11 protein-coding genes are annotated in these 21,011 nt (G+C 55.3%); 6 read left to right on the top strand and 5 right to left on the bottom strand.

Features of this window, described 5'->3' with window-relative positions; translation table 11 throughout:
* The first annotated feature begins 237 nt into the window (after window positions 1–237).
* From ACGY09_RS06545 to ACGY09_RS06530, 4 genes are all read left to right on the top strand, one after another.
* Window positions 238–6,390: a cadherin domain-containing protein gene (locus ACGY09_RS06545; protein WP_397570940.1), complete on the top strand. Its 6,153-nt coding sequence runs from the start codon at window positions 238–240 to the stop codon at window positions 6,388–6,390.
* 368 nt (window positions 6,391–6,758) lie between these two features.
* Window positions 6,759–7,886, top strand: a complete 1,128-nt coding sequence (locus ACGY09_RS06540) for a formylglycine-generating enzyme family protein (protein WP_397570939.1) — start codon at window positions 6,759–6,761, stop codon at window positions 7,884–7,886.
* A gap of 80 nt (window positions 7,887–7,966) precedes the next feature.
* Window positions 7,967–9,760 (top strand): arylsulfatase, encoded by a 1,794-nt coding sequence (locus tag ACGY09_RS06535; protein WP_397570938.1) that lies wholly within the window; start codon window positions 7,967–7,969, stop codon window positions 9,758–9,760.
* Window positions 9,761–9,987: 227 nt separating this feature from the next.
* Entirely contained in the window at window positions 9,988–10,995 is a 1,008-nt protein-coding gene (locus ACGY09_RS06530; RefSeq protein ID WP_397570937.1) for an HAD family hydrolase, read from the top strand.
* 172 nt (window positions 10,996–11,167) lie between these two features.
* Here the strand turns inward: ACGY09_RS06530 and ACGY09_RS06525 are convergent, their stop codons facing one another.
* Complete coding sequence (locus tag ACGY09_RS06525; protein WP_397570936.1) at window positions 11,168–12,589, bottom strand: hypothetical protein; 1,422 nt, start codon at window positions 12,587–12,589, stop codon at window positions 11,168–11,170.
* Between the two features lie 293 nt (window positions 12,590–12,882).
* Between ACGY09_RS06525 and ACGY09_RS06520 the strand changes: the two genes are divergently transcribed.
* On the top strand, window positions 12,883–14,334 hold the full coding sequence (locus ACGY09_RS06520) for a hypothetical protein (protein ID WP_397570935.1): 1,452 nt from the start codon (window positions 12,883–12,885) through the stop codon (window positions 14,332–14,334).
* 87 nt (window positions 14,335–14,421) lie between these two features.
* Here ACGY09_RS06520 and ACGY09_RS06515 read toward each other — a convergent pair whose 3' ends face one another.
* Window positions 14,422–16,083 (bottom strand): formylmethanofuran dehydrogenase subunit A, encoded by a 1,662-nt coding sequence (locus ACGY09_RS06515; RefSeq protein WP_397570934.1) that lies wholly within the window; start codon window positions 16,081–16,083, stop codon window positions 14,422–14,424.
* 13 nt (window positions 16,084–16,096) lie between these two features.
* Window positions 16,097–16,366 carry a hypothetical protein gene (locus ACGY09_RS06510; protein ID WP_373651079.1) on the bottom strand — a complete coding sequence of 90 codons (270 nt, stop codon included), beginning with the start codon at window positions 16,364–16,366 and terminating at the stop codon, window positions 16,097–16,099.
* Window positions 16,367–16,737: 371 nt separating this feature from the next.
* On the opposite strand from ACGY09_RS06510, the gene rsmB reads away from it, so the two are divergent.
* Window positions 16,738–18,138 carry a 16S rRNA (cytosine(967)-C(5))-methyltransferase RsmB gene (gene rsmB / locus ACGY09_RS06505; protein WP_373651080.1) on the top strand — a complete coding sequence of 467 codons (1,401 nt, stop codon included), beginning with the start codon at window positions 16,738–16,740 and terminating at the stop codon, window positions 18,136–18,138.
* Window positions 18,139–18,145: 7 nt separating this feature from the next.
* On the opposite strand, the gene ACGY09_RS06500 is transcribed toward rsmB, so the two are convergent.
* Both ACGY09_RS06500 and ACGY09_RS06495 read right to left on the bottom strand, forming a co-directional pair.
* Window positions 18,146–19,372, bottom strand: a complete 1,227-nt coding sequence (locus ACGY09_RS06500) for a serine hydrolase domain-containing protein (protein ID WP_397570933.1) — start codon at window positions 19,370–19,372, stop codon at window positions 18,146–18,148.
* Between the two features lie 273 nt (window positions 19,373–19,645).
* Entirely contained in the window at window positions 19,646–20,953 is a 1,308-nt protein-coding gene (locus ACGY09_RS06495; RefSeq protein ID WP_397570932.1) for a hypothetical protein, read from the bottom strand.
* Window positions 20,954–21,011: the final 58 nt, after the last annotated feature.

The raw sequence follows: 21,011 nt of genomic DNA, 5'->3' as shown, positions 1-21,011 counted from the left end.
TCTGTCACGAACGCTTTCGCTTTCGACCAAGCTCGAACTTCGGTTCAAGTCGCGGGCCATCTGTACGCATCTAACAGTATCGCATTGCGCTTAGAAGGTTTTCATATGATTCTGCAATCCTGGTTAAACTCGGTACTCGCCCGGTTGAATGCGTCTTCAGGTCATACCCGACGCCGAAGGTCGAATAGGATTCAGTCGACAACACCCACAGTCGTAGAACATCTGGAACAGCGTCGGATGTTGACCGATCCGGTTGTGGCTGCGGTCACGGTTTACATCAACGAGACGCCGCAAGTCTTTCCTTATGCTGCTACTTTCGGCGCTGGGACCGAAGTTGTCTCCATTTCAGTGACAGACCCTGATGCAGCCCCCGACGACTACACTCCCGGCAACATGGAAATCACCGCAGGGAATGTCGATTACAACGGGAATGGGATTCCCGCGTTCCGAATTGACGTCGTCAACGGCGTCGACACCATCGTGGTCAATGATCCTGCTGATCTTAACTACGAAGCCCAGAACTCGTACGCGTTAACGGTCACCGCGACGGACAACAGCGGCGCGACCGGCAGCAACACGATCACGATCAATCTGTGGAACGTGAATGATCGGCCGGTCATTCCGCAGTACCCCTACGATAACGCATCGACTCCAACTCCGACGATCCCCGATGGAATCGTGAACGTTTTCGAAGTCAGGGAAAACAGCTTTAATGGCACCGTCGTCGGGACGGTCACGGCCATCGATCAAGACATTGATTCCAACCCGGTTCAACAGGCGACATTGACGTATGTCCTGGTCGGTACGGTTCCAGGATTCAACGCGGATACACCGGCTTTTGCCATTGATCCGTTCACGGGCAGAATTCGCGTCACCGATCAGTCATTCCTCGACTACGAAGCGCGCCGCGTTGCAAATCTGGGTCAGGGAAACCTGGGTCAAGGGGGGCTTCTCGGCTTCCCTGACGTTGTCTTCGATCTGCAGGTACGCGCAACGGACATCCGGGGTCTTTCCTCCCAGACCTATCAAGGGGGTAACCTCACCGCGAATGGCGGCAACTTTACCAGCGATAGCCACGTCTATATCCGGCTTCGCGATGTGGGAGAAGTTCCTCCTAACGTCGCCAATTCGACAAAGACGCTGGCCGTCAATGAAAACAGCACAGTTGGGCTGAGCGTTGGATTCTTCCAACTCATCTCCGGAACCGACAATTTTGTCATTCCGCAAGGGACCTTCACGCGAATCGCGCGTCCCGGACTGGATCCACTGGAGCCACAGCAGCGTCACAGTTTTGAAATCGTAGGGGGCAATCCCAATAACACCTTCGCCATTGATCCTGATACGGGTGAGATCACCGTTGCCAACCCTCTCGTTAACTACGAGACGCTGAACGCCTACGATCTGCAGATCAAAGTCACTGATCGTAATCTGCACGCAGTCCAGATCGGCGCCGTTGACAACGTTGCACCGCTTTCGACCGTGGCAACCCTGCGGATTACCGTGAATGACGTGAATGAAGTCACGACCATTCCGAACAATCAATCGTTTAATATTCCTGAGAATACGGTTAATGGGACAATCGTCGGTAGCGTTCTTGCCAACGATCCTGATACCCAGCAGCCGAATGGGAATGCCAACCTCGTTTACAGCATCATCAGCGGTAACGTGGTTAAGGTGAATGGAGTCGAGTACGCCGGAGTCTTCTCCATTGATCCTGCCACCGGGGTAATTTCTGTTAATAATACGACGGGGCTGCCCAACAACATTGCGTTGAATTTTGAAAATCAGTCGACGTTTGCACTGACGATTAAAGTGGTGGACCGTGGGGATCAGGGAACGTCAGCAAATAACTCGGTCCTGATTAATCTGCAGAACGTGAATGAGACGACACCGGCGGTCCAGGACGCGACGTTCTCGATTGCGGAAAATCGCCCTGCCGGTGACCTTGTGGGACAAGTCATTGCCTCCGTAGGTGAACTCGGAAACACGATCACCAGTTTCCAGATCATGGCGGGAAATAAGGACGGCGCGTTCGCGATCGATTCCGTCGGCCGAATCACTGTCGCCAACCCCTCTGCAATCGACTTTGAAAAGAATCCGGTATTTAACCTGACCGTGCGGGCGACCGACAACGGTTCACCGGCCCTGTTTGCGACGGGGACGATTACCATTCTGCTGAGCAACTTGAACGAGCAGATCGTGATGCTCGATCAGGGGCCAATCACAGTCAACGAGAATACGCCGAACGGGACCATTGTGGGCCAGATCGTGACGTCGGATCCCGACAACGCGAATGCGCCGATCCAGGGACAGTCGTTCGTCATTAATGGGGGCAACACAGGGGGGGCGTTCTCAATTGATCCTCAGGGACGCATCATTGTGGCCAACTCGGCTGCTCTGAACTTTGAGTCGACACCGACCTTCACAATTGTCGCCACAGTGACCGATACGGGTATCCCGTCCACGTCCATGGCAGCGACAATCACCATTGCATTGGCGGACATCAACGATGCTCCGATCATCGGTACGCAGTCCTTTAACCTCAAGGAGCACTCGTTGCCGGGAACGGTCGTAGGGACGGTTCAAGCAACGGACCAGGATTCACCAGCCCAGACCCTGACCTTCGCGATCATCGGCGGGAATGATTCGGGGGCCTTCGCGATCGATCCGGCGACGGGAGCGATCAGGGTTGTTGATCCAGGACTGATCGACTACTCCTCAAACCCGACGTTTGCCTTGACGATTCAGGTCACGGATAACGGAGCTCCTGCTCGATCCTCCACAGCCACGGTCAACATTCTGCTGCTGGACGGGCAAGAACCACAGATTGCAAATCAGTTGAAGACGATTCCGGAAAACTCCGCCGTCGGTACCGTGATCGCGACTGTTGCCGCATCTAATGGACTCGCTCCTTACACGTACTCCATCTTCAGCGGGAATACGAATAACGCGTTCACGATCAATCCGACGACCGGGGTGATCACCGTCTCGAACCCCGCCGCACTGAACTACGAAGCGATCAAGTCGTTCTCTCTGAAGGTGATGGTCGTCGACAGTCAGGCCACGAAACTGGCGGACACCGCGACCATTACGATCAACCTGACGAACGTCAATGAGGCACCGTCACTGATCTCGCTGGAAACGGCTCCGATTGCCTATACCGAGAACGACGTCGCGCCATTGACTGCAAATATTGTGGCCATCGATCCGGACAGCAATAACGCATCATCTGCGGTGATCAAGATCACCGGAAACTATCAGAACGGTCAGGACCGGTTGAACTTCACCAATACGGCGAAAATCACGGGTGTCTGGGACGCAGCCACAGGAACTCTAACCCTGACCGGAGTCGATTCATTCTCGAACTACCGCACGGCGATTCGGTCGGTGACCTACACCAACCTGTCAGAGAACCCGAACACGTCAACTAGGACGGTCAGTTTCTCCATTACGGATGATGGTGGCCTGACCAGTCTCATCGTGAGTCGGAACATTGCCCTGACCAGCGTGAACGACGCACCCGTGCTTACCGGATCCAGTACGATCTCTTATTCCGAAGCCGATCCTGCGACAGTGATCAATCCAGTGATCAGTGTCAGCGACAGTGACAATGCAACGCTGACGACTGCGACGATCCGGATGCCAAACTATATTGCTGGCCAGGATATCCTGAGCTTTGCCAATAACGGCGTCGATATGGGCAACATCGCCGTGCAGTCAAACGCGAATGGGGTGTTGACTCTGGTCTCTGCCGGAGGTTCAGCAACGCTGGCACAATGGACCAACGCTTTGCGTGCTGTGAAATACGCCAACTCCAGCGGAAATCCCAACCAGACACCACGGAGTGTGCAGTTCCAGGTGACTGATGGGTCCGCTCTGAGCAATGTGATTACCAGCACCATCGAAGTCACGGCCGTCGATTTCCCTCCTGCTCTCTCGCAGGTCGAGCCAGGGTCACTGCTCTACACCGAGCTTTCGACAGTAAAGGTTTCGTCGACGATTACAGCCTTCGATTTCGATAGTGCCAATCTGTCGGGTGCAACGATCCAGATCACCGGCAACTATCAGAACGGTGAAGACTTCCTGCAGTTCACCAACACTGCCAAGATCACCGGGGTGTTCAATGCCGCGACAGGGATGCTGACCCTGACCGGGGTCGACACGGTCGCAAATTACCAGACCGCGCTTCGTTCGGTTTCCTACTTTAATTCCAGTTCCAACCCCTCCGGGTTGCTGCGAACGGTTGCATTCACGGTGACCGACACCACGAACGTGGTGAGTAACTCGGTGGTTCGTACGATTGCACTGGATGCGGTCAACGACGCTCCTGTTCTCTCGGGTATTGAAGAGACGGCGCTGGACTACCTGGAAAATACGGCTCCGAACTACGGCACTAATAACACGACGCCGATTTCGTCCACGATTCAGGTCAACGACCCTGACAGCCTGATTACGCAGGCCACGATTCGCATCACCGGAAATTATGTGCCGAACCAGGACTTCCTGCGGTTCACCAATACGGCAACGATTATTGGAACCTGGAATGCCGCAAACGGGACCCTGACACTGACCGGTCCCGATACCGCCGCCAATTACGCTGCTGCGTTGCAGTCCGTAGCTTTCTACAACCTGCATAACGCTCCAAATACCTCCACTCGGACCGTCAGCTACACAGTGACGGATGACGGCGGTGCAGCAAGTGGACCAAAGCTGACGAGTAACACGGTCAGCCGTGAGATTAATGTGATTGCCGTGAATGATCCCCCCTTGCTGACCAGCTCGGACACAACTGTCCTGGCCTACACAGAGGATGCAGCGGCCATCAAGATCCTGCCGAATGTGCTGGCAACGGATCCTGACAGTGATAACCTGATGGGGGCCCGGATCTGGATCTCGTCTAACTACAACGCTAACGGCAGCAAGGACATGCTCGTCTTCGTCGACACGGCGAAGATCAAGGGATCATGGGATCCTGCAACCGGTATACTCACCCTGTCTGGAGTCGATAGCGTCAGTAATTACCGGACTGCTCTTCGATCCATCGGTTTCGCCAACTCGCAAAGTGGTTTGACGGCTCCGAACCGGACTGTCAGCTTCAGTGTGATTGATGATCAGGGACTGAGCGGCAATACGGTGACGCGTAACATCAGCATTGCAACGCATCCGAATGGTGCGGTCCTGTCGGGAATCGAGACCGTGCCCGCTGTCTATAAGGCGAATGATCCTTACACCCCGCCTGCTCCTGTGACATCAACGCTGGTGATCTCGGATAACGACAGTACGCTGCTGCGAAGTGCCGTGATCAAGATTTCTGGCAACTATGTCCGAGGACAGGATCAGTTGCTGATCTCCGGAGCAGTGGCGAATGCAAACCAGATCTCCGCGGCCTGGAACTCTGCAACGGGTGAACTGACGTTGTCTGGACTGGTTCCTGTGGCCAATTACATCAACGCGTTGCGGGATGTGAAGTACTACAACAACGGCAGCTCGGCACTGAGTACCCTGACCCGGACGATTACATTCACTGTGATCGACGACACGCAACTGGCCAGCAACATTGCAACGCGCAATGTGACAATCCAGACGACCAATACGGCTCCGTTCCTGAACGTCGGGGGCAGCAGCCCATTGCAGTACCAGGAGAAAGACGCGGCGACGAATGTCGTTCCGGCGTTGACGGTTCAGGACGTGGACAGTCCGAATATCGTGAGCGCGGCGGTCAAGATCACAGGAAACTATCAACAGGGACAGGACCAGCTCGTGTTCTCCAACACGGCCAAGATCAAGGGAAGCTGGGACGTCCTGACAGGAACCCTGAATCTGACCGGGGTCGATACTCGGGAAAACTACGAGGCAGCTTTGCGGACAGTGAAGTACCTCAATACGAGTAATAACCCCAGCACATTAACGAGAACTGTCGGTGTCACTGTCAATGACGGGCTGGCCACCAGCAACGTCGCCAGTCGCAATGTCACCATATTGGCACTGAACGATCCTCCTCAGATTGCCACGAACGAGGCTGCCGCACTCAACTACAAACCGTCGCAGGGTGCCGTCAGTATCGCTCCGTCGCTCTCGGTTACCGATCCGGATAGTGCGAACATCACGGGGGCCACTGTGAGGATCGCGTTCAATTATCAGCAGGGGAACGACCAGCTCTCGTTCGTCAATACGGCGAAGATTACCGGAACGTTCGATATCCTGACGGGGATTCTGACGCTGTCCGGGTCCGACACCGTGGCGAACTACCGCACGGCACTGCAGTCGGTGAAGTATCAGTTCAATGGAGTACCGCTCGCATCGATCAAGACGATCTCATTCGTGGCCAATGACGGCCTCGCTCTGGGGAATCTGGCGACGCGGGACATCTCGGTCACACCGAACGCGTAACTGTTAAAAGTCATTGAACGAGTCCGGCTTTCGGACTCGTTTGCTGAGTGAAACTTGAGAGCCCGGCGACACAATTTTGTGCCGCCGGGCCTTTCTGTTCCGTGCCTCTTTCGACCATCGCCTGCACGAATTCGCGGGCGACAGTTTCGAACCTCGACCGTGGAAGGTCGGGTACCGTGGTAAAGCGTGAGAGTTGATCGTTGAACCGAGCTTCAATTCGGCAGCAGCAGTTCGGGTCCCAGTTTGCTATCATAATCCGACTTTCAAAGACATCAGCGGCCCGTCTGTAGACCGTTGATCACTTCTCAATTCCCTGAAACGGCGGCTCGTCCTCCGCGCCCTGGTTATTCGAAATGAAGCAAATTCTGATGCGTAAGTTATTACTTCTGCTGGTAGCTGGCTTTCTGGCCTTTGGCATCTCTTACTTCGCGACCCGCAACGCGATGAAACCTTCGGCTTCCTCACAGACTCCCCCAGAGAAGGCAGAAACATCCTTATCGTCCACTCCCAGCACTGGCTCCAAAACAGGAGCTGACTCTGGCAGTGGCAATGCGGTACCTCCTGGTATGGTTTGGATCCCCGGTGGCGAGTTCTGGATGGGAACCGATTCTCCCGATGCCTGGGATGATGAACGACCGGCCCATCGTGTCAAATTGGATGGATTCTGGATTGATGCGACGGAAGTGACCAATGCGGAATTTCAGCGGTTCGTCGATGCCACGGGATTCCTCACGACGGCTGAGCGAGCTCCGACACTGGAAGAAATCATGGCGCAATCGCCTCCTGGTACCCCACCTCCTCCGGAAGAGTCGCTCGTCCCGGGATCACTCGTGTTTACTCCACCCGAGCATCCGGTTCCCCTGGATGATTTTTCCCAGTGGTGGCAATGGACGCCGGGCGCCAACTGGAAGCATCCGGAAGGACCGGGTTCGCATCTGGCAGGGCGTGAGAACCATCCTGTCGTTCATATTTCCTGGGACGATGCGGTTGCGTACGCGAACTGGGCGGGCAAACGGCTTCCGACGGAAGCGGAATGGGAGTACGCCGCTCGCGGAGGACTTGATCGCAAGAATTACGTATGGGGTGACGAACAGCCGAGTCTGAAACAGCCTCAGGCCAACTTATGGAATGGGACATTTCCACACAGGAACACGAAGGAAGACGGCTTTGAACGGACGGCCCCAGTCCGGTCTTTTCCCCCGAACGGGTTCGGGCTGTTCGACATGTCAGGAAATGTCTGGGAGTGGTGTGCCGACTGGTACGACCGTGATGCCTACAAGCGATTCGGTCGGGGTAAAGTGCAGGTCAATCCGACGGGACCGTCGGTCAGCAATGATCCGCTTCGTCCGTATGCGACCCAGCGCAGCCAGCGGGGCGGGTCGTTCCTTTGCAACGATAGCTACTGCACTCGCTATCGACCGAGTGCCCGGCATGGAGGCACTCCTGACACCGGGATCTCGCATGTGGGGTTCCGCTGTGCCCGATCCGCACAGTAATTTCGGCCCGTAATTGAATTCGTGAACCTGAGTTCCAACACTTTCGCCTGCACCTTTGTCGTCACATTCAGGAGAAGTCAATGCGCTTAAATTCATCCCTGATTACTGCATTTGCGGTGGCTCTCGGAGCTGCGGCAGGTTTTGGTGTCGCCACGGCAGAGTCACAAAAGACACAGGTTCACTCGGCTACTTCCGCTTCTGCCGTCGCGGTGCGGCAGGAGAAGGCGGGCGAAACTTCGGACGCACATCCACGTCGAACCGATTCAGCAACGGTGGTCGCGGGATTGTCTCCGGCAGACCAGCTCGCTGTGGCCAGCCACAATCAGCTTGTCGCAGCGTCTTTGGCCCAGTCGGGAAAGAAGCCCAATATCTGTATCATCTGGGGCGACGATATCGGGCAATCCAACATCAGTGCCTACACGATGGGTATGATGGGATACCGCACCCCGAACATCGACCGAATCGCGAAAGAAGGGATGCTCTTCACGGACTACTATGGCGAGCAAAGCTGTACCGCCGGGCGTGCGTCGTTTATCACGGGGCAGCATGGCCTGCGAACCGGATTAACCAAGGTGGGAATGCCTTCTGCCACCATCGGCCTGCAGAAAGAGGACCCCACGATCGCCGAGATGCTGAAGCCTCTCGGGTATGTGACGGGACAGTTCGGCAAGAACCACTTGGGAGATCGAAACGAGTTCCTTCCCACCGTTCATGGTTTTGATGAGTTCTATGGCAATCTGTATCACTTGAACGCCGAGGAGGAGCCAGAGCACGTCGATTATCCGAAAGATCCCTCTTTCGCTGCGAAGTACGGACCCCGCGGAGTTCTGGACTGTAGAGCGAGCGATAAGGACGATCAGACTGTCGATCCCCGCTTCGGCAAAGTCGGTAAGCAGATCATTAAGGATACGGGGGCTCTCACACGTAAGCGGATGGAAACTATCGACGACGACATTGCTGAGCGTGCTGTGGAATTTATCCACCGCCAATCGAAAGCGAATCAGCCATTCTTCGTCTGGGTCAACTTCACCCATATGCATTTCCGCACTCACGTGAAACCCGAAATCAAGGGACAGTCCGGCCGCTGGATGAGTGAGTATTGCGATGCCATGATCGACCATGACAAGAACGTCGGTACCGTGCTGAAGGCGCTTGATGACGCGGGAATCGCTGACAATACCTTCGTGATGTACAGCACCGACAACGGACCCCATATGAATTCCTGGCCGGATGGGGCCATGACTCCCTTTCGGAACGAAAAGAATTCGAACTGGGAAGGGGCCTATCGGGTCCCTTGTATGGTTCGCTGGCCGGGAGTCATCAAACCGGGAAGTGTTTCCAATGGAATTGTCAGCCATCTTGACTGGCTGCCCACTTTGGCCGCAATCGCGGGTGACAGCGAAGTCACACAGAAATTGCTGGCGGGCTATAAAGTCGGGAATACGACTTACAAGGTTCACCTCGACGGGTTCAATCTACTTCCTCTGCTGGCCGGCGAAACTGACAAAAGCCCACGAGAGTCGTTTCTCTACTGCAATGATGATCAGCAATTGACCGGATTGCGTTTTGACAACTGGAAGCTGGTTTTCATGGAACAGCGCACAACAGGCACATTGCGGGTTTGGGCCGAGCCTTTTGTGACGCTGCGATTTCCTAAACTGTTTAATCTGCGGCTGGACCCTTACGAACGCGCCGATGTCACTTCGAACACCTACTACGACTGGGTGCTCGACCGCGTTTATTTGTTCCTGCCTGCCAATGACTATGTCGCGAAATTCCTGATGACATTCAAGGACTACCCGCAACGGCAGAAGGCCGCAAGCTTTAATCTGAGCGAAGTGCTGGAACTGCTGTCAGGAGCCCCCAGCGAATAATTCATGACAACGATGACGTAGAAAAAGCCAACACGATGCAACTCAGGCCGTGTTGCCTTCGATCTTGTCAGTCTATCCAAACACGAGACGAGCGATTTTGGTAACTTCGCTCGTCTCGTGGTCGTATGATATTAGTGAAATTCCGACATCAGGTGGGTTCGGCCGTTCAAGGCTGCTCCGTTGTTTGAATCACGAGGTCTCATCGGTTCTGCTGATTTCCAGGAGCAATGACGGCAATGAAATTCTGCTTCTCAGTTTACTTGTGCCTGGCAACAGCCCTCTTGCTGGGAGTCGTTCCTGGTGAAACAAGGGCGGTCGATGAATTGCCATCCTGGAATGAAGGCCGCGCCAAGTCGGCCATCATCAATTTCGTGACCAGAGTGACGGACGAACAAGGGACGGGCTTCGTACCTCTTCGAGATCGGATTGCCGTTTTTGACAATGACGGAACCTTGTGGTCAGAGCAACCGATGTACTTTCAGGCGTACTTTGTGCTCGATCGACTGAAACGTGCTCCGCAGCAAAATCAAGACAGGAAATGGGACCTGTCGGTCTTCGCCGCACTAAAGGGAGACTTTGCCAAAGCACTTGCTGGCGGTGAAAAAGGACTCGTCAACATGGTGACAGCCGCTCATGCGGGGATGACAACGGAGGAGTTTGAAGCCGCCGTAAAAGAGTGGATTGCCACCGCTCGGCATCCTCAGACGGGGCGCCTGTTTACGCAGATGGTCTACCAGCCGATGCTCGAATTGCTCCAGTATCTGCGAGCGAACGGCTTCAAAACTTACATCGTTTCTGGCGGAGGAATCGAGTTTCTCCGTCCGTGGGCGGAGCAAGTGTACGGGGTCCCCCCTGAGCAGGTCATCGGGAGCAGCGTTAAGACAAAGTTTGAACTCCGGGATGAGAAGCCCGTGCTGGTTCGACTCGCGGAGTTAAACGTCATCAATGACAAGGCCGAAAAGCCAGTTTCCATCAACAGCTTTATTGGGCGGCGACCGATCGCCGCGTTTGGTAACTCGGACGGTGATTTTGAAATGCTGCAATGGACGACGACGGGGCCCGGTCCACGATTCGGCCTGATCGTTCATCACACTGATGGCGCGCGCGAATTTGCCTATGACCGTAACAGCCCATTCGGGCGATTGGACAAAGGCCTCGACGAGGCCGAGACACGGGGCTGGACCGTCGTGGACATGAAGAGCGAGTGGAAGACGATCTATCCTGACATTGAATAGCTTGCCGCCGGGTTGCTACGACGCTTGTATCCGCCGTTCCCTGATTAAAGCTCTCGTTGCGGTCGTCCTCTGGCTGACCACGCACCGTGCAAAAAACGTCACTTCCAATTCTCTGATCGCTCTTCCAGAGGGAACCGCCGCGTCGAAGACGTGGGCCTTAGGCCCAGCGGACTCAGCCGTCAGTGAACTGAAAGGAGTAGAACTTCGCCCGCTTCATCACGACTTTCATCCGGATGGGCTTCGTTGCCAGGGATGAGACGTCTGGGCTACCTCTCCAGTAAACGCGTTGGTCGATGAAGTTGCCGCCGATTTCTTCGCATTCAGCCAGGGTGAACCCGGGGATGGGAACTCCCTGCTCATCCTGAAGTTCGACGAAGGCCGTACCCATCGCCCCTGTGTCGATGTTCAGACGTAGCGTGTTTCCGCGGAAGACCAACACGGGAGTGCGGAGTGATCCCCCTTTGTGATCGCAGTCAGCAGAGACGAAGCCATCCAGTCTCTGACGCACGATTCCCACTCCGCCCTTTTGCTTTGCTGTCTCCTCATATTCAGGGCGTAACGCGACAGAGTCATGCAGCTGGCCGCTGGAGTAGTAGTACTGGTAAAGATAGTTTCCTCTTCGGATGATTCCTGGAGCCATAACGGAGTACCAGCGATCCCATTCATCGGGAAGTCCGGTAGGAAAATAGGCATCGCGAGTGGGGCGACTCCATGTCCGGCCATCGCGACTCACGGCCAGTTGCACTTCCAGCATGCCGAAATCTTCCCACTGCCCGGGGACTCGAGGACGAATGAACGGATTCCTCTGCGGCGAAAAGTGACGGAACTGGGATGTGAACATCAAGTGGGTGTCGGCCGCCCATGGGTAGATCATCGCTGCATTGTAGTAGATGTCAGAGTGCGGATCGTCTTCTTCATCAGCGGACAGTACGACGTCGACATTGTCGATTCCCAGAAACATTCGATCATTGGCCGACTTCTTGTAGGGCCACGGTTGCAATGGGTCGTCAAGTTCGATTCGGCCGATTCTTCGTTGATTTTCGGAACTGTAATCGAACGCGCGCGTGTAGATTACGTACCGGCCGATTTGCGGGTCCCATTGCACGATCGTCGGGTTGTCTGTGAAAAAGGGGAGCACGCGCCCCGCTTTTGTAAAGTGAATTCCGTCATCGGAGTAGCTGGCGAAGACCCCGTGTCTCTGCGGATCAAAGGGGGGCGAAAACTCGAGGTGAAACAGTTTGTATCGCTGCGTCGCATCCGGCGTATGCTCATCCAGAAAAATCGTAGTGAAGTGGCCTCCCGACAGGCGACTGCCCGCCGCTTTGAAGTGAAGCCCATCCGCGCTTTCGTAGATGTCGACGCTGTCGGCCCCGAGGTACAGCTTCACTGTTCCCTGGTCATCGATCACGCGGCTGATATGCCCCTGAATCGGTTTCCCCTCTCCATCCAGAATCATCCCCACCTTCTGGGCCGGGTTTGTCTGGAGTGTGACTCGTTCACTTTCGGCGATGAAACGTCTGTCGAGAAATAACTGCTTAGCTCCCGCCACATCGATCGGGGACGAGGCCAATAACAGCGCGCACAGCATGAGCATTTGGGATCCTCTCAGAGTAGTGATGCTCTGTCGCAATCGTCCTGTCAGCGAGACCGTGACCACTCATTCTTTTAACGAGACCGCTGTGCAAATGAGATCATCGCGCCGCGATTCCGTCTGCAATCCAGTCCCGTTCCTGTTCCACAATCCATCAGTCTGTCGAAATGAACTGGTGCTCTGCGAGGTTTTTGGTGGTAAAGCAATCCGATTGAAAATCTGAAATCGACATGACAGAATCCCACTCAGTGTAGTCTTGTTCAAGTGTACATTGTGCCTTTTAAGAAGAACATTCCATGTGGTTCAAGACTTGGGTAGGGTTGCTCGGTTGTGTCGGAATCATTACGAACTTCTCGGCGGCTGCAGATCCTCTCGACTGGTTGCCGCCGGACGTGAATGCCGTGGCGAAAATCAACGTGGGGGACGTCTACAAATCGTCGCTCGCCAAAAAAGAGGGTTGGCTGAAACAGGCGACAGAATCGTTTATCCAGCAGGAATCACTGGTTCCGCCCGGTACCAAGCAGATTATTGTGGGTTCGGAACTGGACCTGTCTGACACACTTACAGCAATCAAGAAGTATTCGATTATCGTCCCAGAGGAGACGCTGACGCTCGACAAGTTGTCGATGTGGCTGCCGGGTGAGATCGAAGATGTCGCCGGAAAGAAGATGGCCCAATTTGGGGCCGATGGCTACGTTGTCGACACCGGCGATGGTCTCTGGCTGGCGACCACATCTGCAAGTCGCCAATTCATTACCCGCTGGTTGAAGCAGGGACCCAGTGGCAAACAGAAACTGTCCCCTTATCTGACGTCCGCGTTACAAGGGTCAGGAGAATCTCAGTTCGTCCTGGCGATTGATCTCCAGGAAAACTTTTCCGAGTCGGAAGTTGCTGAGACCCTCAAGTCTTACAGTTGGATCGGCTCCGAGTCCGCGGCAAAGAATGTGGCTCAGGTGCTGGCGTCGGCAAAGGGAATTACAATCCGGCTCACAGTGGACACAGGTCGAACCGGTACCGCAACTGTCGATTTCGACCGGGATGCAGCACCTTTAAAGCCATTCCTGGACGACCTGATTGCCGAAATCTTGAGTCGCGTCGGAGCGTCGTCGGATGACGTAGAAGGCTGGAAGTGGACCGTTGCGGGTAAGCAGGTGAAAGGGACAGGTACGTTCTCTCCGGGAAGTGCAAGACAGGTCATCTCGTTGCTGGAACCTCCTTCGATTACTCATGCAATTTCCGCGAGTACTCAGGTGACCAGCACCACACCAGAAGATCTTCAACCCAAATCGTCTCTCAAATACTGCAACTCAATTCGCGTTCTCCTTGATGATCTGCGAGCGACTTTGAATAAAGAGAAACACAATCACGCGGTGTACTTTGAACGATATGGTCGCAAAATCGATGACCTGCCAAAACTGAACGTCGATCCTGCGCTGCTCGACTTCGGGGCGCGAGTCAGCAGTTCACTTCGCTATCAGGGGCAGTCAGACCGGATGCAGAAGATCAACACGGGGACCCGTAAAGAACAGACTTATTCAGCTTACGCCTCGCGCGCCTACTACGGAAATGTCGGGCCATACAATTCGGGCTGGAACTCGTATTACAGCGGCGCCACGTCCCCGGGAGTAATCGATGCCGAAGCGAATCAGGCCGCAAAAGGTGTCCGGTTCTCAGAGTGGAAGCAGATTGAAGATGGACTGGTTGCGGTCAGGCGTGCGATGACAGAAAAGTACCATCTCGAATTCTAATTGCCATGGCACGTCGACCGATCGTTCCACGGTACGCGGTTCGCATCGGAATTCCCGTCAGCTTCAGGAGGCAGGCCAGCAGCGAAGTTAAGCTGGCTTGCCTTCTTGAACTTGCGTAGGAGCGAATTCGTGCTCGGCGATGCTGTAGTTATTGAACTGCATCGTGTAACTGGAATTGAACCACTCTCGAATTGACGGAATGACACCCTCGTCGTAGTCAGGTGCCGTCTGGAGTGTGATCCCTTCGAGGGTTTCTCGGATTTCCCCCTGCTCGATCAGCATTCTCCCGGATTTGATCACATAACGTGGCAGTTCAAACATCCGTTCGATGTCTGGATCGGGAGTGTAAACGGTGATGTCTGCATCCGCTCCCGGACCCAGATGCCCTTTCCGGGTAAGTCCGAGCATGCGCGCCGGGCCAGCACGGGTGATAATGGCAATCTCTTCGAGCGTGTACTCGCGGTGAAGATCTGCCAGCACCGTTTTCTCTCGCAACCGGGCAGGCAATCGAGAAATTGCCTCTTCGCGACGGTTCCGGTCCATCAGCAAGGCGATAATTTGAGGATAGGCGAGGAACGATGCTCCGTTCGGGTGGTCTGTACTCATGGCGACCCGCCAGGGGTCCTCCACCAGAAGGTACCATTCAAGACCGACGGCCCATTGGAGGGCGTGGACGAAACTTTTTTCTTTGTAGACGATCGGAACGATGCCGCAGCCTGCTTCCTGCTCGATATCACCGCTGAACCATTTGCCACCGATGACGCGATGGAGGTAGTGGCCGAGTGGACCATCGCCCGTCATCGAGACCGTATGGCCAAACATGACTTGTCCGACATCGATCGTCAAATTCGGATGCTGGTTGATATACTCAGCAAGTTGCGGGACTTCAGACCGAAACGTTGACTGATCATCCGGGTCACCGCCATAGCTGTGAAATTGAATATGCGTGAGGTGACCGCGATGACCCTCCAACGCCTTCATCGTGTCGAGTGTCGTCGTCCAGTTTCCGGGAAGTCCCAGATTGTTCCCATGAATGTGGACCGAGTGCGGCAGCCTGAGACCGTCAACAGCCGAGGCGACACCGCGTAGAATATCTCGCGGGCTGATCCCGAAACCTTCGACAGGGTCGTCAAGTGTCTTCACGTTTCCGTTGGCCCGGTTCTTCCAGTTCTCGACCCCGCCCGGGTTCACAACCTTGATTCCGTAGCCTTTGGTCGCATGCAGCAACCAACCCAGATACGCCTGAACCAGTTGAGGTTCGGCACGCTGGAGTTGTCGCATGACAAAGTGGTTGTTTCCTGCGAGAACAAGAAACCCTTTGTCGATCATCGGAGTGTCGACAAATTCTTCATGCGCGTGACGCGCTGTCAGCGGGGGGATTGCTGCGTCGAACGCTGTCGTGTATCCCAGTCCCGCGTAAAGGTACCCTGTCGCGAACGTACTGGGGACACTTCCAATGGTTCCCGAACGTGTGAGGTTCGACCGCACCATGTGATCCGCCTTGCGACGGTCTTCGGGCAGCATCTTCCGTGCTGCGTTGACTTTGGGACCCGCAATGTGACAGTGCATGTCAACACCACCAGGCATGACAACAAGCCCGGTGGCATCGATCACACGGTCTGCTCGAAACGCCGGATCGGCAGGTGCCGACGCGATACGTCCGTCGACAATCCAAAGGTCCTTTTGGGCACCATTGATGCCGTTGGCCGGGTCGTAGACTCTTCCGTTACGGAGCAGAAGGATGGACATATCCAGCCGATTCTCATCGTCCCCGAGTTGCCACCTGGGCTACCACGTCACCATCACGAACAAGTGCAACACCCTCTGAAGGGATGGCATGCTTGAAGGCGCGACTATGTCGAGGAGGAGATTCTCTGTAAGCGTAAAGCTGATCGCCGTCCCGAATCTTCGAGACCAGTCTGACCCATTCCGAGTTCTTCACGCCAAATGGAACGACGTTATCGCCGCCTTCGCCAGAATTGTCCGCTTCCGCCTGCTCTACGGTCAATCGCTTTAACCATTGCTTTGCCATAGGTTTCCTTTCGCAAATCGTTTTCGGTCCAATCCGTTGCGGCTCTTGCGAGCGCAGTCGTGAAACTCATTATACCATCGAAACAGCCAAATTGGCATTCAGTATCCGTGATTCAGCGGGATTCCTGCCAATAAATCATCCCGCTGATCATCTCATCGCCCTGTCAACATCTGAGAAACATGCAAAATTCATGGTTCTCAGGGCGTCTGTGGCGTCTATCATATTTTGCGACCTCAAGATCCCGAGGCTTTATTTTTCGGAAAAGGTCGTCATGCTTCGCGGAAGTCGCAGCGAACTGTGGCGGGCCACGAATTACGGGCCCGAACGAACCACAGCCATGTGTGATTCGCTGTATCTCTAATGGAAGAAGAATGCCAAAGCCCACCGAACCGATCTCTGATGAACCTTTGTCTCTTTCGATTCGCTCTTCTCGTGAAGCTGCACTGAGGGTTCTGGAAGAGCATCGCGCTACCGGAATGTGGGTCAGTGATCTGCTCGACCGTGTCTTCCGGGAATCCGGACTTCCCGCGAAAGAACGTGGACTTGCGACGGAACTCGCCTGCGGTGTGGTTCGTCGACAGGCAACGCTGGACGCGATTCTCAAGACTCTGATCGCCCGACCGGCTGACCAGGTCGAGATATCGCTTTGGACCATTCTGCGGCTGGGTGTTTATCAGATTCTGTTTCTCGACGGTATTCCGCCTCATGCCGCCGTTCACGAGACCGTCGAACTCTGTAAGCGTGCCGGGAGAATGCGCTGGAGCGGCTTTGTTAACGGAGTACTACGAGGGGCCACGCGTCTCACGACGACTCAATATACGACAGAACCCTCCGATGCGGCCGTTCCACTGAGTGATGGCCGGCATCGCAAACTGACGAAGCCCGTCTTCTTCGATCCGAAGTCCGATTTTCCCGCCTACCTCGCCAGCGCCTACAGCATGCCTCTGTGGCTTACAGAGCGTTGGGTAAAACGGTTTACCTCCGAACAATTGCTGCGCCTGTGTCAGTGGTTCAACACGTCTCCTCCGCTGACGATTCGGGCGAATACGCTGCGATCCACTCCCGCCGATGTCTTGAGGATCTTCCGAGAGGCGGGAATCGCCATCGAACCCCAAAGTGACTCAGATACCATGGTTGTGGATGGGGTGTCCCGCGTCGATCAACTTCCCGGCTATGCGGAGGGGCTATTCTTCGTTCAAGACTTTTCTGCCGGCCATTCTGCAGCGCGACTGGCTCCACAACCGGGGCAGCGTGTGTGGGATGTCTGCGCGGCTCCTGGCGGTAAAACCTGCCACCTGGCTGCCATCATGCAGAATCAGGGCGAGATTCTGGCGACGGATATCCGTTCGGACCGGCTGGAAATCGTCAACGATAACGCGCGGCGACTGGGAGCCGAGATCATTCGGACGCAACTGGTCGATGAAGAAGGGTACCGTCTGCCTCAAGGTCCCTTCCACGCCATTCTGGTTGACGTCCCCTGTTCGAATACGGGAGTGCTCGGAAAACGGCCGGAGGCCCGTTGGCGAATTACCCCTGACGGGATCGAGTCGCTGAAAGGAATTCAGGAAAATCTGCTGGGAAAATCGCTTGAGCGACTCGCTCCGCAGGGTCGGCTGGTCTACTCCACGTGCAGCATCGAGCCAAATGAGAATCAGGAAATCGTGCGCAAGATCCTGACGTATTTTCCGAACGTCAGGCTCGCGGAAGAACAGCAGTTTCTTCCCGGCGAACCTGGCGACGGAGCTTATCAGGCGCTGCTGATCAAGGACTGAACTGGCTTCACTTTGCCAACGCTTCGACTGCCACCGTCTGCAGTTCTGCACGCATTTCAGACGCGTCGGCGTTTGGCAGTCCCGAGCGTTGTATCAGCAGGATGACAAAGACATCCTTTACCGGATCGATCCATGCTTGTGTTCCAAAGGCCCCTCCGTGCCCGTAGGTTCCGGCAGACATCATCTCGTGCACCCCTTCCGGTCGACGGATCACCTGCCATCCGAAACCCATCCCGACTCCGGACGTGAAGCCGGCGGGCAAATCTCCGACTTGATTGCTGGTCATCGCTGCGACGCTCTGTTCCGAGAGCAGTCGAAGCTCGCCAATCGCGCCACGCGTCAACATCATGCGGTAGAGTTTTCCGAGATCTTGAGCTGTCGAAAACAGCCCCCCTGCAGGAATCGGGTGGCGAGCATTCCTGGACGGCCCGACCAATTGATATCCGGCGTGCGACAGTTCTCCGTTCTTCATGTCGTAGAGAGCTGCCAGTCGCTGAAGCTGTTCGTCACTGGGATAGAACGTCGTGTCCCGCATCCCCAGCGGCTGAAACAAACGGTTCTCGAGGAATGTTTCAAACGAGACACCGGACACAACCTCCACGATACGGCCGAGAACGTCGATGCCCGCATTGCAGTAGGCCCACTTCGTTCCGGGTTCAAAGTCCAAGGGGCGTTGGGAACTGATCGCGGTCGCTTCGCCCAGCGTCAACTGTCGGCGGAAATACAGGTCCGAAATCCCCGACGGGAAACCCCCAGGCAGCCCGGAGGTATGTGTGAGCAGATCGCGGATGACGATTGGACGGGAAGGCTTCTTGAGAGCAAGCTGATCTTTACCAGCAGTCTCGATAAGCAGTTGGCCCCGGAACTCCGGAAGATGTTTTTCGACGGGGTCGTCGACTGAGAGTTTGCCGTCATCCACCAGCATCATGATCCCGATGGCGGTGATCGGTTTTGTCATCGACGCGATCCGAAAGAGTGCGTCGACGGGCATCTTGAGTTTCTGCTCACGGTTTAAATAGCCGAGCGCGGAGGTGGCAACGATCCCTTCTCGTGAACCGATTGCCGCAGTAAGCCCCGCGACCGTTTTGTCTTCGACGTACTTCTGCATCACTGCATCCAGACGCTTCAACTTCTCAAGATCGAATTCAGCGGCCGAGGCGGTCAACTGGTTTCCGCACACAACGGCCAGTAGAAAAGCAGGAGCGAATCTGCAATGCAGTCGTTGGATCCACATGGGCATTCCTCGTCAGTCTGTACTGATGGGTTAAACTAATGATGACCGGAACCGAGAATGATCCGTTCATCAGCAGGAGTGTACCGGCATTTCTGCGTCGACCGAAGTCTGTCGCGCGAGGGGATGTCATCGCAGACAACCGCCTCGCGTGTCGTGATTTCTGGAGACTGCGATCGGTTCATCTTGCTCCGTAACGACTCGTTGATCCCTCTGGATGATTGAGGCCGTGACTCGGTGTGAAAACACGGTCGTCAACAGAGCATCGCTGTTCGATCAGACGCGGATGTACCAACCAAGTCGCTCGAGGAGGCGGCAGCAGAGGTAGACGATCAGGGTGAAGCAGGCGAACCCTAAGAGCGCGCGCCACTCAGAAGAGTCCTTTGGAAAATAGGGAACCACGATCCACCCCGCGACACTGTGCAGGATGTAGGCCGCAAGGGAATTGGTGCCGAGCGTTCGGAAGAATCCGAGATTCCACCCACGCCCGTCGCAGGCCCACAGAAACAACGCATAGATGACCAGGGAAAATCCGGCGGCAAATGTCGGATAGGAGGGGTTGCCGCTGCGTTGACTCATCATCCAGTAATTCCAATGGCGGTACATCTTACTGGTTCCCTCCTGCCCCTTCGGTTCAAATTCTTTGCCCGCAACCGGAGGTGGAACGAATGGTGGTTCGGCCAGAGTCCCGTCCCATGACTTCAGTCGATCCATCGTCGTGATCACCGGATCGAGCGCAAGTTTCTTGTTGCGGGGCTTCGCCGTCGTCGCTTGTGCTGTGTCAACCGGTGCGGCGGCCGTGGGAGCAGCGGCAGAGGTCGACGAAGTGAGCTGGGCGTCATCCTGCGGAGTTGCAGGATAGTTATACAGGACGGTTCCATTAGAAATGATCCAACCGATCAACATCACTCCGACACCGCCGAGTGCGATGCGGGTCGCCGCACCGGTGCCAAATGCTCGTACGGCGTCGCAGGCCAAGGTTCCGCAGATGGCAGGAACGGCCCACGTCAAAAATCCAAGGGGTCCCCCATCAATCCCGTTGGGGTCTGTATTCACCCACTCAAAATTGAACCACCACGAGAGGCAGAAGTGCAGAATGACTGAGAAGAACATGTATCCGACGCGAATCTTCCAGTGCGAAGTCACGACCGGCAAAATCCAAAGCGACGTGACGGCAATGTGCATTAGCGTCTGAAACCACCGACGTTTGAAGAGCTGAAACAGCACATCGCCGAGCGGCTTCGATTGGTAATCTTTAATGATTCCGTCTAAGTCGCAGTAGGAGTACCAGAGGATGGCCACCAGTCCCAGGCCGACGATTCGTCGGATTGCGCGTCCCCAGGGCATCTTGCCCCCGGATTCCATTCGCTTCCCCAGGCTCAGCCTCATGGCAAAGCCTGCCGCGAACAGGAACTGGGGCATGATCGTATCGGCGTAGCTGCAGTAGTCGTGCGTATGCTTCAGGATCCGGGGGCACATCGCGTATCCACCCAGAAAGTTGACCAGCAGCATTCCGAACATCGTGTAACCACGAAACTGGTCCAGGGACGTAAGGCGAACCTTAGGCGATGCGACTGAAGACATAGTCAGATCCAACCCTTTCCGGGTATCGAAAAATCCCTCAGACAGACCAGAGTACAAC

It is taken from the genome of Schlesneria sphaerica (assembly GCF_044336245.1).
Lineage (GTDB): Bacteria > Planctomycetota > Planctomycetia > Planctomycetales > Planctomycetaceae > Schlesneria > Schlesneria sphaerica.
The sequence above is the reverse complement of the archived record's forward strand: the minus strand, read 5'-3'. Positions and strand labels throughout refer to the sequence as shown.

What these genes read in the sequence shown, in the direction of transcription:
- ACGY09_RS06515 (WP_397570934.1), bottom strand. Translation starts at nt 16,083, where the DNA reads ATGTCCATCCTTCTGCTCCGTAACGGAAGAGTCTACGACCCGGCCAAC.
- ACGY09_RS06535 (WP_397570938.1), top strand. Translation starts at nt 7,967, where the DNA reads ATGCGCTTAAATTCATCCCTGATTACTGCATTTGCGGTGGCTCTCGGA.
- ACGY09_RS06520 (WP_397570935.1), top strand. Translation starts at nt 12,883, where the DNA reads ATGTGGTTCAAGACTTGGGTAGGGTTGCTCGGTTGTGTCGGAATCATT.
- ACGY09_RS06525 (WP_397570936.1), bottom strand. Translation starts at nt 12,589, where the DNA reads ATGCTCATGCTGTGCGCGCTGTTATTGGCCTCGTCCCCGATCGATGTG.
- ACGY09_RS06510 (WP_373651079.1), bottom strand. Translation starts at nt 16,366, where the DNA reads ATGGCAAAGCAATGGTTAAAGCGATTGACCGTAGAGCAGGCGGAAGCG.
- ACGY09_RS06500 (WP_397570933.1), bottom strand. Translation starts at nt 19,372, where the DNA reads ATGTGGATCCAACGACTGCATTGCAGATTCGCTCCTGCTTTTCTACTG.
- ACGY09_RS06545 (WP_397570940.1), top strand. Translation starts at nt 238, where the DNA reads ATGTTGACCGATCCGGTTGTGGCTGCGGTCACGGTTTACATCAACGAG.
- ACGY09_RS06495 (WP_397570932.1), bottom strand. Translation starts at nt 20,953, where the DNA reads ATGTCTTCAGTCGCATCGCCTAAGGTTCGCCTTACGTCCCTGGACCAG.
- rsmB (WP_373651080.1), top strand. Translation starts at nt 16,738, where the DNA reads ATGCCAAAGCCCACCGAACCGATCTCTGATGAACCTTTGTCTCTTTCG.
- ACGY09_RS06540 (WP_397570939.1), top strand. Translation starts at nt 6,759, where the DNA reads ATGCGTAAGTTATTACTTCTGCTGGTAGCTGGCTTTCTGGCCTTTGGC.
- ACGY09_RS06530 (WP_397570937.1), top strand. Translation starts at nt 9,988, where the DNA reads ATGACGGCAATGAAATTCTGCTTCTCAGTTTACTTGTGCCTGGCAACA.